Genomic DNA, 13,964 nt, shown 5'->3' with positions numbered 1-13,964 from the left:
GCTACCGCGGCAGGCACGCCCGACGACGGTCGCGACCCGCCCGCCGGACGACGGCGAGGCCGGCTCGCCGGACGCCGAGGACCGCCCTCCGCAGGGGTCAGACGCGGTACTGGGTGGCCAGGGGGCAGGCCCACACGTCCAGGCCGGCGCGGCCGACGTTGTTGATGTACTTCGTGACGGCCACGTAGGACTGCCCGATGGAGGTCTCCGTGTAGCGGACCCCGAGCTTCTCGCAGTACTCGCGGACGATCGGCGCCACCTTGCGCAGGTGCGGGCGCGCCATGGACGGGAAGAGGTGGTGCTCCACCTGGAAGTTCAGGCCGCCCATGAAGGTGTCGACCCAGCGGCCGCCGGTGACGTTGCGGCTCATCAGCACCTGGCGCCGGAGGAAGTCGATCTTGACGTCGGGCGGGACGATGGGCATGCCGATGTGGTTGGGGGCGAAGGACAGGCCCATGTACATCCCGAAGACGGCCAGCTGGATACCGATGAACGCGGCCGCCTTGCCCGGGGACAGGACGAGGAAGACCAGCGCGAAGTAGCTGACGAGGCGCACGGTGATGAAGGACAGCTCCACCCAGCGGCGCTTGACCTCACCGCGGGAGACCACGCGCTTGACGCCCTGGACGTGGAGGTTGACGCCCTCGAGGAGCAGCAGCGGGTAGAAGAAGTACCCCTGCTTGGTCGCCAGCCAGCGGGTCACCGGGTTGGTGCGGGCCTGCGCGGCCTGCGGGGTGAACGCGAGGACGCCCGGCGCGATGTCGGGGTCGGCGTCGAGCTTGTTCGGGGCGGCGTGGTGCTTGTTGTGCTTGCGGTTCCACCAGCCGTGGCCCATGCCGGCGAAGAGGTTGATGACGATGAGGGAGACCCACTCGTTCCACTTCCCGGACACGAAGATCTGCCGGTGTGCGGCGTCGTGGCCGAGGAAGGCGATCTGGGTCATCAGGAGCGCGAGGACGACGGCGGTCACCATCTGCCACCACGAGTTCCCGATCCAGACGAACACGGCCGCCAGTGCCAGCCCGGCGAGGGTGAGCCCGATCAGCTTGGACCAGTAGTAGCCGTAGCGGCGCCGCATCAGGCCGGCCTGCTGGACGATCGCGGTCAGCGCCGTGAAGTCGCTGAGCTGCCGCTCACGGGCGGCCCCGGGGCGACGGCGGGGGCTGTCGTCGTCGCGGCGTTCGCCGGCCTGGCGCACTGCTGGTCCGGGGGTGGGCGAGGAGTGGTCGAGGGTCTGGCTCATGGCCGCCACCTGGGGTCTGGAGGGGGCACGACCGGGGGCCGTACTGGAGACCTGACGTGGTCACCGTTCGTCAGTGTGGCACGGATGCCGTGAGGGCGACACCCGAAACCTACGGTTTCGTAGGTTCCACCGCGTGTCGTCGGTGTGTCGCCGCTCCGCGGCCGTCGCGGCGTGCCGCGGACGGGCGGGTCGCTCAGGCGGCGAAGGAGCTTCCCGTGAGCTGCTCGTACGCCTCGACGTACCGGTCGCGGGTGCGCCGGACCACCTCGTCGGGCAGCGGCGGCGGGGGCACGTCCGCCTGACGGTCCCAGCCCGACTCGGGCGAGGTGAGCCAGTCGCGGACGAACTGCTTGTCGTAGCTGACCTGGGCGCGGCCCGGCTCCCAGTCGTCCGCCGGCCAGAAGCGCGAGGAGTCGGGGGTGAGGACCTCGTCGCCGAGGACCACGGCCGGCTCCCCCGGCAGCGGCGACGCGCCGAACTCGAGCTTGGTGTCGGCCAGGATGATGCCGCGGTCGGCGGCGATCGCGGCGGCCCTGTCGTAGACCGCCAGGGTGCGGTCCCGCAGCTGGGCGGCGAGGTCGGCGCCCACCCGGGAGGCCATCTCCTCGAACGTGATGTTCTCGTCGTGCTCGCCCACCTCGGCCTTGGCCGCCGGGGTGAACAGCGGCTCGGGCAGGCGGTCCCCGTCCCGCAGCCCCGGGGGCAGCGGCTGGGCGGCGACGGCGGAGGTCGCGCGGTACTCCTGGAGGCCGGAGCCGGTGAGGTAGCCGCGGACCACGCACTCGATCGGGTACATGCGCAGCTGGCGGCACACCATCGCCCGGCCGGCCACCTCGGCCGGGACGTCGGTGGAGACCACGTGGTTGGGGACGATGTCGGCGAGCTGGTCGAACCACCACAGGCTCATGGCCGTGAGGATCTTCCCCTTGTCGGGGATGGTCGTGGGCAGCACGTGGTCGTAGGCGCTGATGCGGTCGGACGCCACGACGAGGACGACGTCGCCGCCCGCGGCGGCCCTGGCGTCCGCGGGGACGTAGAGGTCACGAACCTTGCCGGAGTAGGTGTGCGTCCAGCCCGCGAGGTAGGGGGCCGAGCCGTCGTGGGTGCTCATGGCGCTCATCCTCGCAGGAGCCGCGGCCGGTCGGGGGGTGCCGTCCCACCGGGCGGTACATGATGTGCGCCATGGCCGAGGAGCTGCACGTCGAGGAGTTCGTCCACCTGGTCGACCTGTCCCACGACCGCGTGCTGATCGCCTGGGGCGGCTTCGCCTTCCGCCGCCCGGAGGGCGGTCGCTGGCGGATCGCCGACGACGAGGAGCTCCCCGCGCTGGTAGGGCGGCGCACCTCCATCGGCAGCGGCGCCGAGCCGTTCGGCCCGGCCACGGTCCAGGTGCTCGCCGGCGGCTCCGTCGTCGCCGAGGCCTCGACGGCGGATCGCACGTGGGTGTGGCTCACCGGGCTCCAGCCCGACACCGAGTACCGCTACCGCGTCGTCGTCGACGGCCGGGAGTGGGCCGCCGGGGAGCGTCGGGACTGGGTGCCCAGCGGCCGCGGCGGGTACGACCTCGCCGCGGCCGGGCGCAGCTACGACCTGCGCTTCCGCACCTGGCCGGACCCGGAGGCGGAGACGCCGCCCGTCCGCTTCGTCGCGATCGGGGACTTCGGCGTCGGGATCCGCTCGGACTCCGAGTCCAGCCGCCGGCAGCGGCGGGTCGCGGAGGTCCTCGACCGGCTCGTCGAGGCCCACGACGTCCGCTTCGTCGTCTCCCTCGGCGACAACATCTACCGCGGCGAGCAGGGGCAGGTCGACGAGGAGGGCGGCGGCGAGGACGACGAGTGGTACTCGAGCTTCTTCCAGCCGTACCGCTACGCGATCGCCCGGGTGCCCGTCTTCCCCGCGATCGGGAACCACGACACCGCCGACACCGAGAGCAGCGACGACCGCAGGCAGATGGAGGACAACTTCCACGTCCACGAGCGGTTCCGCGACGAGGCCGGCCGGGCGTCCGTCGGACCGGGGCTCTTCTACCGGCTGCGCTACGGCCGGGACCTCGAGCTCGTCTGCCTCGACACCTCGCACGACGGCGAGGACCCCGCGGTGCACCGGTACTTCCAGGCGGCCGACCACAGCGAGTTCCTCCGTGCCTCCTTCGCCGGCCCCCACCGGCGGTGGGTCGTGCCCTTCTCGCACCACCCCGTGTACTGCGCGGGACCGTCGCACACCAACGACGAGGAGATGCGCCGGGACCTGCTGCCGTACTTCGACGCGGCCGGGGTGCGGCTGGTGCTGGCCGGTCACGAGCACAACTTCCAGGTCAGCGAGATGGACGGCCGGACCTACGTGATCTCCGGCGCGGGCGGCCAGCTCCGCGAGGGCGTGCCCGGGGACTTCACCGGCGCCGGCACCACCGCGTGGGCCGCGCAGGCGCACCTGGTGCTGGTCGAGATCGACGGCGCCGAGGCCCGGCTCACACCGATCGCCGCCCTCCTCCCGGACGGCACGCCGCACGCGATGACGGCGCTGGACCCCCACGACCAGCTGGTCGAGCCGCCGTTCGTGGTGCGTGCCGACCCCGCGTAGGCGCGGCAACTGGTGGCACGGGGAAGCCACAGCAAGGGGCGAGCGCGTACCGTTCTGGCGTCACAGACCCGCGCCCCCGGCTACTGGAGGAAGAAAGCATGGCAAGCGAGAAGCCCGTCGGCACCGCCGACATCGGCGTGACCGGCCTGGCGGTCATGGGCTCGAACCTGGCCCGGAACTTCGCCCGCCACGGCTACAAGGTGGCCGTCCACAACCGCTCCTACGCCAAGACCGAGAAGCTCGTCGCCGACCACGGCGACGACGGCGTGTTCGTCCCCTCCGAGTCGGTCGAGGACTTCGTCGCGTCCCTCTCGAAGCCGCGCGTCGCCGTGATCATGGTCAAGGCCGGCGCCGGCACCGACGCCGTCATCGACCAGCTCGCCGAGCACATGGAGCCCGGCGACATCATCGTCGACGCCGGCAACGCGCACTTCCCCGACACCATCCGGCGCGAGAACGCGCTGCGGGAGCGGGGCCTGCACTTCGTCGGCTCCGGCGTCTCCGGCGGCGAGGAGGGCGCCCTGAACGGGCCGTCCATCATGCCCGGCGGCACCAAGGAGTCCTACGACCGCCTCGGCCCCATGCTCGAGGACATCTCCGCCAAGGTCGACGGCGTGCCCTGCTGCACGTACGTCGGGCCCGACGGCGCCGGCCACTTCGTGAAGATGGTGCACAACGGCATCGAGTACGCCGACATGCAGCTCATCGCCGAGGCCTACGACCTCCTCCGGCAGGGCCTCGGCGCCTCCGCCGAGGAGATCGGCGACATCTTCGCCGAGTGGAACAAGGGCGACCTCGAGTCCTTCCTCATCGAGATCTCCGCGGACGTGCTCAGGCACAAGGACCCGCAGACCGGCAAGGCGTTCGTCGACATCGTGCTCGACCGCGCCGAGCAGAAGGGCACCGGCCGCTGGACCGTGCAGAACGCGCTCGACCTGGGCGTGCCGGTTACCGGCATCGCCGAGGCCACGTTCGCCCGCGCCCTCTCCGGCTCCGTCCCCCAGCGCGAGGCCGCCCGCGGCGTCCTGCCCGCGGAGGCCGGCACCTGGAACGTCACGGACCGCGACGCCTTCGTCGAGGACGTGCGCCAGGCCCTGTACGCCTCGAAGGTGGTGGCCTACTCGCAGGGGTTCGACCAGATCACCGCGGCCAGCGAGGAGAACGGCTGGGGCATCGACCGTGGCGCCATGGCCCGGATCTGGCGCGGTGGCTGCATCATCCGCGCCCGTTTCCTCAACCGCATCACCGAGGCCTACGAGCGCACGCCTGACCTGCCGCTGCTGCTGGCCGACCCGTACTTCACCGAGGCCGTGGGCAACGGCGTGGCCGCGTGGCGGCGCATCGTCTCCCAGGCGGCGCTCAACGGCGTCCCGACGCCGGTGTTCGCCTCGTCGCTGAGCTACTACGACGGGATCCGGGCCGAGCGCCTGCCCGCCGCGCTCATCCAGGGCCAGCGCGACTTCTTCGGCGCGCACACCTACCAGCGCGTCGACGGCGAGGGCGTCTTCCACACCCTGTGGTCCGGGGACCGCTCGGAGGAGAAGCAGTCCTGACACCAGCGTCACCCGCCGGGCGGTAGCGCCCGGGCACGACGGCGGCCGGTCACCCTCGCGGGTGGCCGGCCGCCGTCGTCGTCGTCAGCGGCCCGCGGCGATGTCCGTGCGGTGCTGGGAGCCCGGCAGGTCGATGCGCCCGACGCCGGCGTAGGCCGCGTCGCGGGCGGCGGGGAGGTCGGCCCCGACGCCGACGACGCTCAGCACCCGGCCGCCGGAGCTGACCAGGGTCCCCTCGCCGTCCAGCGCGGTGCCGGCGTGCAGCACGTGGACGCCCGGAAGCTCCTCGGCCGCGTCGACCCCGGAGATGGGGTCGCCCTTGCGGACCTGCCCGGGGTAGCCGTGGGCCGCGACGACGACGGTCACGGCGGCGTCGGAGCTCCACCGCGGCGGCTCCACCTCGCCCAGCCGCCCGGTGGCGGCCGCGTGGAGAAGCTCCCCGAGCGGGGACGCGAGCCGGGCCAGGACCACCTGGGTCTCGGGGTCGCCGAACCGGACGTTGAACTCGATGACGCGCAGGCCGCGCGAGGTGAGCGCGAGCCCGCAGTAGAGCACGCCCGTGAACGGCGTGCCGAGCCGGGCCATCTCGCGCACGACGGGGCGCGCCACGCGCTCGAGCACCTGCTCGGTGAGGTCCTGCGGCGCCCACGGCAGCGGCGAGTAGGCGCCCATCCCGCCGGTGTTGGGGCCGGCGTCGCCGTCGGCCAGGCGCTTGAAGTCCTGCGCCGGCTCGAGCGGCAGGACGTCGGTTCCGTCCGAGAGGCAGAACAGGGAGATCTCGGGGCCGTCGAGGAACTCCTCGACGACGACGGCCGGGGCGCCGTGCGTCACCGCGTCGCCGCCGTCCTTGGTGAGGCACGCCCGGGCGTGGGCGAGGGCGGCGTCCCGGTCGTCGGTGACGACGACGCCCTTGCCGGCGGCCAGGCCGTCGTCCTTGATGACGTAGGGCGGCCCGAACGCGTCGACCGCGGCGGCGACCTCCTCGAGCGTCGTGCAGACGTGAGCCAGCGCCGTCGGCACCTCGGCCGCGGCCATGACCTCCTTCGCGAAGGCCTTGGACCCCTCGAGGCGCGCCGCCGCGCGGGTGGGCCCGAAGCACGGGACCCCGGCCTCGCGCACGGCGTCGACCACCCCCGCGACGAGCGGCGCCTCCGGCCCGACGACGACGAGGTCGGCACCGGTCTCGCGCGCCGCCGCCGCCACCGCGGCGCCGTCGAGGATGTCGAGGGGCAGCGCACGCCCGAGGTGCGCCGTGCCCGGGTTGCCGGGGGCGACCACCAGCTCGGTCGCCGGGTCCAGGGTCAGGGCACGGGCCAGGGCGTGCTCGCGCGCACCGGAGCCGATCAGCAGGATCCTCACGCGCAGAGGGTAACCACCCGCGGCCCGCTCCTCCCGCCCCGCCCACCCGCCGGGCACCTGCCTGCCCCGACGCCGGCATGCCACCGGCGACCGATCGTCTTTTTCACGGAATTGTCCTCGCCTAATCTGGTGAGGGAGCATTCCTACCGAACGAAGGGCACCACCATGGCCGTCGAGGACGTCACGATCACCAGCACGAAGGCCGACGCGGGCGGTGGCTGCGCCTGCGGCTGCGGGCACGACGAGTCCGTCCCGGCGCTGGACGTGCGGGCAGTGCCGCACGCCATCCGTCACGCCACCGTCTTCGGGGCGCTGGGCGCGATCGCCCCCGGCTTCGCGCTCGACCTCGTGGCCCCGCACGACCCGAAGCCGCTGCTGGCCCAGATCGAGCAGCGTGAGCCCGGCGCCTTCGATGTGCGCTACCTCGAGAGCGGCCCGGAGGCCTGGACGCTGCGGCTCACCCGCCGCTGACAGACCGGCGGGCCCACCAACCGGCGGGCGACGATCAGACGCAGCGAGGTCGAGGAGATGGCGCGGATCGCGACCATCTCCTCGACCTCGTTGCGCGCTGCGACGGTCTCGCGCTCGCCCGCACACACCCGACGAGGCGCCGTCACCGGCCGCGCCCCCGCCCGCCCGCAGCAGGTAGGGGCGCGGTCGGTTCTGCTACTTCCCGAGTCGCTCGCGCAGCGCGGCGAGCTGGTCGGTCATCGCGTCGGGCAGGCGCGCGCCGAACTGGCTGAAGTACTCCTCGGTGAGGTCGGCCTCGGCGGACCAGCTCTCCGGGTCGACGGCGAAGAGCTCGCGCAGTTGGGTGTCGGTGACATCCAGCCCGTCCAGGTTGAGGTCCTCGGCGCGCGGCAGGCGGCCGGTCGGGGCGTCGACGGCGTCGATCTCACCGTTGACGCGGCGCAGCGCCCACTCCAGCACGCGCGAGTTCTCGCCGAAGCCCGGCCAGAGGTACGACCCGTCGGAACCCTTGCGGAACCAGTTCACCTGGAAGATGCGCGGCGCCTTGTCGCCGAGCTTCTCCCCCATCTCGAGCCAGTGGCCCCAGTAGTCGGCCATGTTGTAGCCGCAGAACGGGAGCATCGCGAACGGGTCGCGCCGGAGCGCGCCGACGGCACCCTCGGCCGCGGCGGTCTGCTCGGAGGACACCGTGGCGCCGATGAACACGCCGTGCTCCCAGTCGTAGGCCTCGGAGACCAGCGGGACGTTGGAGGCGCGGCGGCCGCCGAAGAGGATGACGTCGATCGGCACGCCGCCGAGGGCCTCCCACTCCGGGGCGATCGAGGGCGCCTGGTCGGCCCGGACGGTGAAGCGCGAGTTCGGGTGGGCGGCCGGCGTCTCGCTCTCCGGCGTCCAGTCGTTGCCGCGCCAGTCGACGAGGTGGTCGGGCACCTCGTCGGTCAGGCCCTCCCACCACACGTCGCCGTCGTCGGTCAGGGCGACGTTGGTGAAGATGACGTCGTGACCCAGGGCCGCGATCGCCGTCGGGTTGGTGGACTCACCGGTCCCCGGGGCGACGCCGAAGAAGCCGGCCTCGGGGTTGATGGCGTACAGGCGCCCGTCCGGGCCGGGGCGCATCCAGGCGATGTCGTCGCCGATCGTCTCGACCTTCCAGCCCGGGATGGTCGGGCGGAGCATGGCGAGGTTCGTCTTGCCGCAGGCGGAGGGGAACGCGGCAGCGAGGTGGTAGACGCGCTCGTCCGGGCCGGTCAGCTTGAGGATCAGCATGTGCTCGGCCATCCAGCCCTCGTCCCGCCCCAGGACGGAGGCGATGCGCAGGGCGTAGCACTTCTTGCCCAGCAGGGCGTTGCCGCCGTAGCCAGAGCCGTAGGACCAGATCTCGCGGGTCTCGGGGAAGTGCACGATGTACTTCTCGTCGTTGCACGGCCAGGCGACGTCGTCGCGGGCGTTCCCCTGGGCGTCCACGAGCGGGTAGCCCACCGAGTGCACGGCCGGCACCCAGTCGGCACCGGCGTCGATCTGCGCGAGGGCCTCGGCACCCATGCGGGTCATGACGCGCATGGAGACGACGACGTACGGGGAGTCGGTCAGCTCGACGCCCACGCGGGAGATCGGGCCGCCGACCGGGCCCATCGAGAAAGGCACCACGTACATGGTGCGGCCACGCATGGAGCCGTCGAAGACGCCGCGCAGCTCGGCGCGCATGGCGCCCGGCTCGGCCCAGTTGTTCGTCGGGCCGGCGTCGATCTCCTTCTCCGAGCAGATGAACGTGCGGGACTCCACGCGGGCGACGTCGGAGGGCTCGGAGCGCGCGAGGTAGCTGTTCGGCCGCTTCTCCTCGTTCAGCCTGATGAAGGTGCCGGCCTCGACCAGCTCGGCCGCGAAACGGTCGTACTCCTCCTGGGAGCCGTCGCAGACGTAGATGCGCTCGGGCTTGGTGAGTGCGGCGGTCTCCTGGACCCAGCCGTACAGGGCGGGGTCGTCGATCTCCAGGCCGTCGATCTTCACAGTGGCGCGCGCGGTGTCCGTCATCGTCATCCTGCTGTCCTCCGAGGTGTCCTGCGGGCGCTGCTCCACGCCCTGTTTCCACTCTGCGCCCATCGGAGGACTCCTCTCAAGCCAAGATAGATGTAAAAAGTGCGAAAGTTTCGCTACTGTCAATCCATGTCGCTGGAGAACTCCGACCAGACAACCAGACCGGCAGCAGATCCGCTCGTTCTCGGGCGTCGCATCCGCCACGCCCGTACCGCGCGGGGCATGACGCTGCGCGAGCTCGCGTCCGCCGTCGGCTCCACGACCAGCCAGCTCTCCCTGGTGGAGAACGGACGCCGGGAGCCGCGGCTCTCCCTCCTCACGGCCATCGCGGAGACCCTCGGGACCACCGCCGCGGACCTCCTCACGCCCGCTCCGCCGCCGGACCGCCGCGCCGCCCTGGAGATCGCCCTCGAGCAGGCGCAGCGGGGTCCGCTGTTCGCCTCTCTGGGCGCGCCCGCGGTGCGTCCGGGTCGTCGGCTGCCGCTGGACGCGCTGGAGTCGCTCGTGGCCCTGCACGCCGAGCTGGAGCGCCGGGCGCGGGCGACGATCGCGACGCCCGAGGAGGCGCGCCGGATCAACACCGAGCTGCGCCTGGAGATGCAGTCGCACGACAACTACGTGCCCGAGATCGAGACGCTCGCCGAGGAGCAGGTCCGCGCGGTCGGGTACACGGGCGGGGCGCTGACGCACCACATGGTGGCGCAGATGGCCGAGCGGCTCGGGTTCACGATCATCCACGTCGACGACCTGCCGCACTCCACCCGCACCGTCACCGACCTGGAGAACGGGCGGATCTACCTGCCGCCCGCGTCGATCCCTGGCGGGTACGGGCTGCGCTCGCTCGCGCTGCAGGCGATGGCCCACCGGCTGTTCGGGCACCAACGTCCCGCCTCCTACGGTGACTTCCTCCGTCAGCGCCAGCAGATCGCCTACTTCACGGCGTGCTGCCTGGTCCCGCGGTTCGCGGCCCAGACCTTCCTCGAGGGCAAGAAGGCGGAGAAGGACCTGGCGATGGAGGACTTCCGCGACGCGTTCGGCATCACGCACCACTCGGCGGCGCAGCGCTTCACCAACCTCGCCACCGCGCTGATGGGCATCCCCACCCACTTCATCCGGGCCAACGACGACGGCGCGATGTACCGCGGCTACGCCAACGACGGCGTGCCCCTGCCGGCCGACGCCACGGGCGCGATCGAGGGCCAGCCCCTGTGCCGGCGCTGGGCCGCCCGCTCGGCGTTCGCGCGGCGCAACCGCTCCACGGAGTACTTCCAGTACACGGACACCCCCGCGGGCACCTACTGGTGCAGCACGCAGACCGGGTCGGGCCGGGACAGCGAGTTCTCCATCACCCTCGGCGTGCCCTTCGCCCACGCGAAATGGTTCCGTGGACGCGAGACGACCCGGCGGGCTGCGTCCTCGTGCCCGGACGAGTCGTGCTGCCGGCGGCCCGCGGAGGCCGTGGCCGCCCGCTGGCAGGACAGGTCCTGGCCGAGCGCGGCGATGCACGCCCACGTCCTGAGCCCCTTGCCCGCCGGGACGTTCCCCGGGGTGGACGACGTCGAGCTCTACGACTTCCTGGAGCGCCACGCCCCGACGGCGGACTGAGCGTCAGCCGCGCTGGGTCCGGGCGATCCGGTCCAGCAGCTCCTCCAGCGCGCTCTCGAACTCCTCGTCGGAGCGGTCCTGCGACAGCTCCGGCTCGAGCCGCCTGATGGTCGGGTAGTCCGCGAGCTCGAGGTCGGAGCTGCTGGCGTTCGGGTCCCCCTCGTCGAGCGGCTCGCCGGGCACCGTGGAGCCGCCGAGCTGGCTCGCCTCCAGGAGCAGGTGGCCGATGAGGAAGCTGGAGAACGCCCGGTACGCCGCCGCGGCCGCCTCGTCACCGAAGCCCTGCCGGGTCAGCACGGCGAGGAAGTCCTCCACCACGTCGAGGCTGCGCAGAGGCGGACGCAGCCAGGGGGCGGCCGGGTGCCGGGTGGCGATGAGGGGGAAGACCTGCGGGTGGGCGTGCGCCACGCGGCGGACCTCATGCGCGAGCCACTGCAGGTAGGCCTGCCAGCCGTCGACGGCCGACACGGGCGTCTGGGGCGTGAGGCGCAGCCCGTCGGTGAGGTGTTCCACGATCGCCTCGAGGAGGTCCTCCCGGCCGTTGACGTACCGGTAGAGGGACATCGCCTCCACCCCCAGCAGCGATCCGAGGCGGCGCATGCTCAGCGCCTGCAGGCCCTCGTCGTCGACGACGCGCAGCGCCTCGAGGACGATGCGCTCGCGGCTGAGCCGCGGCCGGGAACCCAGGTCGGTGGGAGCCGTGTCCTTCATGGGTGGTGTCGTCTCTGTTGGGAGCGTGCCCGAGCTCCCAGTCTAGGCGGCGCTCCCGGGCCCCGCCCGGCGGCCCTGGGCCCCCGCGAACGCCTGGCGATCACCCGTTCCCCCGGGGGCACCCATGCCCTTACACTGTAAACAGTGCGACCACCGCGCGACATCGAGGCCAGTCGGTGTGAATTCTCCGGGAGTGACCCATGGACGACCGAACTTTGAGCATCGGTTCCGACCGTGCGTCCTCGGCCGCCCGCGGTCAGGGGGCGACGTCGTTCGCGGAGTCGGTGCCTCCCGCGCTGACCCCGCCGGACGGGATGTCGCTCGAGCCGACCGTCGTCCTCGCCTCGACCGGCGAGGAGCAGCAGGCATGGTCCGGCTCCGCCGCCGTGCTGACCACGGGCGAGCGCACACGCCTCGTCCTGGCCGGTGAGGTCGACGCGAGCATGAACGACGAGCTGGCGACCTGCACCACCGAGATCACCCGGCTCAACGGGCCGCTCGACGTCGACGTCCGGAACGTCACCTTCATGGACTCCTCCGTGCTCGCCGTCCTCGCCCGCCTGACGCAGCGGCTCAGCGCGCCCGTGCGTGTGATCGGGGCGTCCGAGTCGGTGCGGTTCCTGCTCGAGCTCACCCACCTGAGCGAGGTCGTCGAGCTGCACGACGACTTCCCGGAGGCCGACGGCGCCGCCGACGGACCGCGGGAGACCGGCAGCCCCGCCTGACGCAGGCTAACCCGCGCCGGCCCGGCGCGCGCGGCGCTGGAGCCGACGACGAGGCGCCGCCGGCGAACCGGCGGCGCCTCCACGCGCTGAGGGACGCGCTCGTCTCAGCCGATCTCAGTCAAGAAGGTCGTGGCGGACGATGGTGGCGTCCCGGTCGGGCCCGACGCCGACCGAGGAGATCCGGCACCCGCTCATCTCCTCGATCGCGAGCACGTAGCGCTGGGCGCTCGGCGGCAGGTCCTCGAAGGTGCGGGCGCCGCTGATGTCCTCGGTCCAGCCCTCGAGCTCCTCGTAGATCGGAACCGCGTGGTGGAACGAGGACTGGTCGGCCGGCATCTCGTCGTGGCGGACGCCGTCGACGTCGTAGGCGACGCAGACCGGGATCCTCTCGAGGCCGGTGAGGACGTCGAGCTTGGTCATGACCAGGTCGGTGAGCCCGTTGACCCGCGAGGCGTAGCGGGCGACGACGGCGTCGTACCAGCCCGTGCGGCGCGGCCGCCCGGTCGTGGTGCCGTACTCCCCGCCGACCGAGCGCAGCCGCTCGCCCATGTCGTCGTGCAGCTCGGTGGGGAACGGACCCTCGCCCACGCGGGTGGTGTAGGCCTTGAGGACGCCGACCACCCGGTCGATGCGCGTGGGCCCGATGCCGGAGCCGGTGCAGGCCCCGGCCGCCGTCGCGGAGGAGGAGGTGACGAACGGGTAGGTGCCGTGGTCGACGTCGAGCATCGTGGCCTGCCCGGCCTCGAAGACGATGGTCTGCCCCTCGTCGAGGGCCCGGTTGAGCACGAGGGAGGAGTCGGCGACCATCGGGCGCACGCGCTCGGCGTAGGAGAGCAGCTCCTCGGTGATCTCGTCGACGTCGACCGCCCGGCGGTTGAAGACCTTCACGAGGAGCTGGTTCTTCTGCGCGAGGGCGCCCTCGACCTTCTGGCGCAGGATCGAGGCGTCGAAGAGGTCCTGGATCCGCAGGCCCACCCGGCTCATCTTGTCCGCGTACGTCGGCCCGATCCCGCGGCCGGTGGTGCCGATCTGCCGCTTGCCGAGGAAGCGCTCGGTGACCTTGTCGAGCGTGCGGTTGTAGGACGGGATGATGTGCGCGTTTGCCGAGACGAGCAGCTTGGAGGTGTCCACGCCGCGCGCCTCGAGGCCGTCGATCTCCTGGAAGAGGACCTCGAGGTCCACGACGACGCCGTTGCCGATCACGGGCACGCACCCGGGCGAGAGGATCCCCGAGGGCAGGAGGTGCAGCGCGTACTTCTCGTCCCCGACCACCACCGTGTGACCGGCGTTGTTCCCGCCGTTGAACTTCACGACGTAGTCGACGCGCGAGCTGAGCTGGTCGGTCGCCTTGCCCTTGCCCTCGTCGCCCCACTGCGCCCCGACGACCACCACGGCTGGCATCTCGCTGAATCCTCTCGCTGCTCCCGACGCCGGTCGGCGCCCCCACGAGGCTACAGCGCGCCCGCGGAACGAGCCCTTTCGTCCACGACCGGGCCGGACGCCACGCGCTCCGGCCCGCGTCCGGGCCGTGGCCGTCTCCGGGGGCCGTGCCCGTGCGCGGGCCGTGTCCGTGTCCGTGTCCGCGCCGTGTACTGGATCGCGGTCGTCGTCCCGATTTGTCTGAATTGTGACGCCGGGGTGCGCCCGCGTTCGTCCCGGGTTACCGTCGGACACGTCCGAAGC

Annotated in this window: 11 protein-coding genes; 5 read left to right on the top strand and 6 right to left on the bottom strand. The window is 72.4% G+C overall.

Going from position 1 to position 13,964, the window contains the following annotated elements; genetic code table 11:
- Window positions 1-97 precede the first annotated feature (97 nt).
- Both ABD774_RS01455 and ABD774_RS01450 read right to left on the bottom strand, forming a co-directional pair.
- The gene (locus ABD774_RS01455; RefSeq protein ID WP_345036810.1) at window positions 98-1,243 is read right to left on the bottom strand and encodes a fatty acid desaturase family protein; all 1,146 of its coding nucleotides are present in this window, start codon (window positions 1,241-1,243) and stop codon (window positions 98-100) included.
- A 193-nt stretch (window positions 1,244-1,436) separates the two neighbouring features.
- Complete coding sequence (locus tag ABD774_RS01450; RefSeq protein WP_345036808.1) at window positions 1,437-2,354, bottom strand: phosphoribosylaminoimidazolesuccinocarboxamide synthase; 918 nt, start codon at window positions 2,352-2,354, stop codon at window positions 1,437-1,439.
- Window positions 2,355-2,425: 71 nt separating this feature from the next.
- Here ABD774_RS01450 and ABD774_RS01445 point away from each other — a divergent pair, with 71 nt between their 5' ends.
- Window positions 2,426-3,823: a purple acid phosphatase family protein gene (locus ABD774_RS01445; protein ID WP_345036806.1), complete on the top strand. Its 1,398-nt coding sequence runs from the start codon at window positions 2,426-2,428 to the stop codon at window positions 3,821-3,823.
- Window positions 3,824-3,921: 98 nt separating this feature from the next.
- The gene (gndA, locus tag ABD774_RS01440) at window positions 3,922-5,376 is read left to right on the top strand and encodes an NADP-dependent phosphogluconate dehydrogenase (RefSeq protein ID WP_345036804.1); all 1,455 of its coding nucleotides are present in this window, start codon (window positions 3,922-3,924) and stop codon (window positions 5,374-5,376) included.
- 84 nt (window positions 5,377-5,460) lie between these two features.
- Here gndA and purD read toward each other — a convergent pair whose 3' ends face one another.
- Window positions 5,461-6,735: a phosphoribosylamine--glycine ligase gene (gene purD / locus ABD774_RS01435; RefSeq protein WP_345036801.1), complete on the bottom strand. Its 1,275-nt coding sequence runs from the start codon at window positions 6,733-6,735 to the stop codon at window positions 5,461-5,463.
- 129 nt (window positions 6,736-6,864) lie between these two features.
- Here purD and ABD774_RS01430 point away from each other — a divergent pair, with 129 nt between their 5' ends.
- The gene (locus ABD774_RS01430; RefSeq protein WP_345036799.1) at window positions 6,865-7,206 is read left to right on the top strand and encodes a DUF2249 domain-containing protein; all 342 of its coding nucleotides are present in this window, start codon (window positions 6,865-6,867) and stop codon (window positions 7,204-7,206) included.
- A gap of 195 nt (window positions 7,207-7,401) precedes the next feature.
- Here ABD774_RS01430 and ABD774_RS01425 read toward each other — a convergent pair whose 3' ends face one another.
- Entirely contained in the window at window positions 7,402-9,237 is a 1,836-nt protein-coding gene (locus ABD774_RS01425; protein ID WP_345036963.1) for a phosphoenolpyruvate carboxykinase (GTP), read from the bottom strand.
- Window positions 9,238-9,369: 132 nt separating this feature from the next.
- On the opposite strand from ABD774_RS01425, the gene ABD774_RS01420 reads away from it, so the two are divergent.
- Window positions 9,370-10,845 (top strand): helix-turn-helix domain-containing protein, encoded by a 1,476-nt coding sequence (locus tag ABD774_RS01420; RefSeq protein WP_345036797.1) that lies wholly within the window; start codon window positions 9,370-9,372, stop codon window positions 10,843-10,845.
- 3 nt (window positions 10,846-10,848) lie between these two features.
- Here ABD774_RS01420 and ABD774_RS01415 read toward each other — a convergent pair whose 3' ends face one another.
- The gene (locus tag ABD774_RS01415; protein ID WP_345036795.1) at window positions 10,849-11,556 is read right to left on the bottom strand and encodes a TetR/AcrR family transcriptional regulator; all 708 of its coding nucleotides are present in this window, start codon (window positions 11,554-11,556) and stop codon (window positions 10,849-10,851) included.
- Between the two features lie 200 nt (window positions 11,557-11,756).
- Between ABD774_RS01415 and ABD774_RS01410 the strand changes: the two genes are divergently transcribed.
- The gene (locus tag ABD774_RS01410) at window positions 11,757-12,281 is read left to right on the top strand and encodes an STAS domain-containing protein (RefSeq protein ID WP_345036792.1); all 525 of its coding nucleotides are present in this window, start codon (window positions 11,757-11,759) and stop codon (window positions 12,279-12,281) included.
- 114 nt (window positions 12,282-12,395) lie between these two features.
- Here the strand turns inward: ABD774_RS01410 and ABD774_RS01405 are convergent, their stop codons facing one another.
- Complete coding sequence (locus ABD774_RS01405; RefSeq protein ID WP_345036789.1) at window positions 12,396-13,682, bottom strand: adenylosuccinate synthase; 1,287 nt, start codon at window positions 13,680-13,682, stop codon at window positions 12,396-12,398.
- Window positions 13,683-13,964: the final 282 nt, after the last annotated feature.

This window comes from Georgenia daeguensis, from assembly GCF_039537705.1.
Classification (GTDB): domain Bacteria; phylum Actinomycetota; class Actinomycetes; order Actinomycetales; family Actinomycetaceae; genus Georgenia; species Georgenia daeguensis.
The sequence above is the reverse complement of the archived record's forward strand: the minus strand, read 5'-3'. Positions and strand labels throughout refer to the sequence as shown.

What these genes read in the sequence shown, in the direction of transcription:
- ABD774_RS01455 (WP_345036810.1), bottom strand. Translation starts at nt 1,243, where the DNA reads ATGAGCCAGACCCTCGACCACTCCTCGCCCACCCCCGGACCAGCAGTG.
- ABD774_RS01450 (WP_345036808.1), bottom strand. Translation starts at nt 2,354, where the DNA reads ATGAGCACCCACGACGGCTCGGCCCCCTACCTCGCGGGCTGGACGCAC.
- ABD774_RS01445 (WP_345036806.1), top strand. Translation starts at nt 2,426, where the DNA reads ATGGCCGAGGAGCTGCACGTCGAGGAGTTCGTCCACCTGGTCGACCTG.
- gndA (WP_345036804.1), top strand. Translation starts at nt 3,922, where the DNA reads ATGGCAAGCGAGAAGCCCGTCGGCACCGCCGACATCGGCGTGACCGGC.
- ABD774_RS01425 (WP_345036963.1), bottom strand. Translation starts at nt 9,237, where the DNA reads ATGACGGACACCGCGCGCGCCACTGTGAAGATCGACGGCCTGGAGATC.
- ABD774_RS01420 (WP_345036797.1), top strand. Translation starts at nt 9,370, where the DNA reads ATGTCGCTGGAGAACTCCGACCAGACAACCAGACCGGCAGCAGATCCG.
- ABD774_RS01415 (WP_345036795.1), bottom strand. Translation starts at nt 11,556, where the DNA reads ATGAAGGACACGGCTCCCACCGACCTGGGTTCCCGGCCGCGGCTCAGC.
- ABD774_RS01410 (WP_345036792.1), top strand. Translation starts at nt 11,757, where the DNA reads ATGGACGACCGAACTTTGAGCATCGGTTCCGACCGTGCGTCCTCGGCC.
- ABD774_RS01405 (WP_345036789.1), bottom strand. Translation starts at nt 13,682, where the DNA reads ATGCCAGCCGTGGTGGTCGTCGGGGCGCAGTGGGGCGACGAGGGCAAG.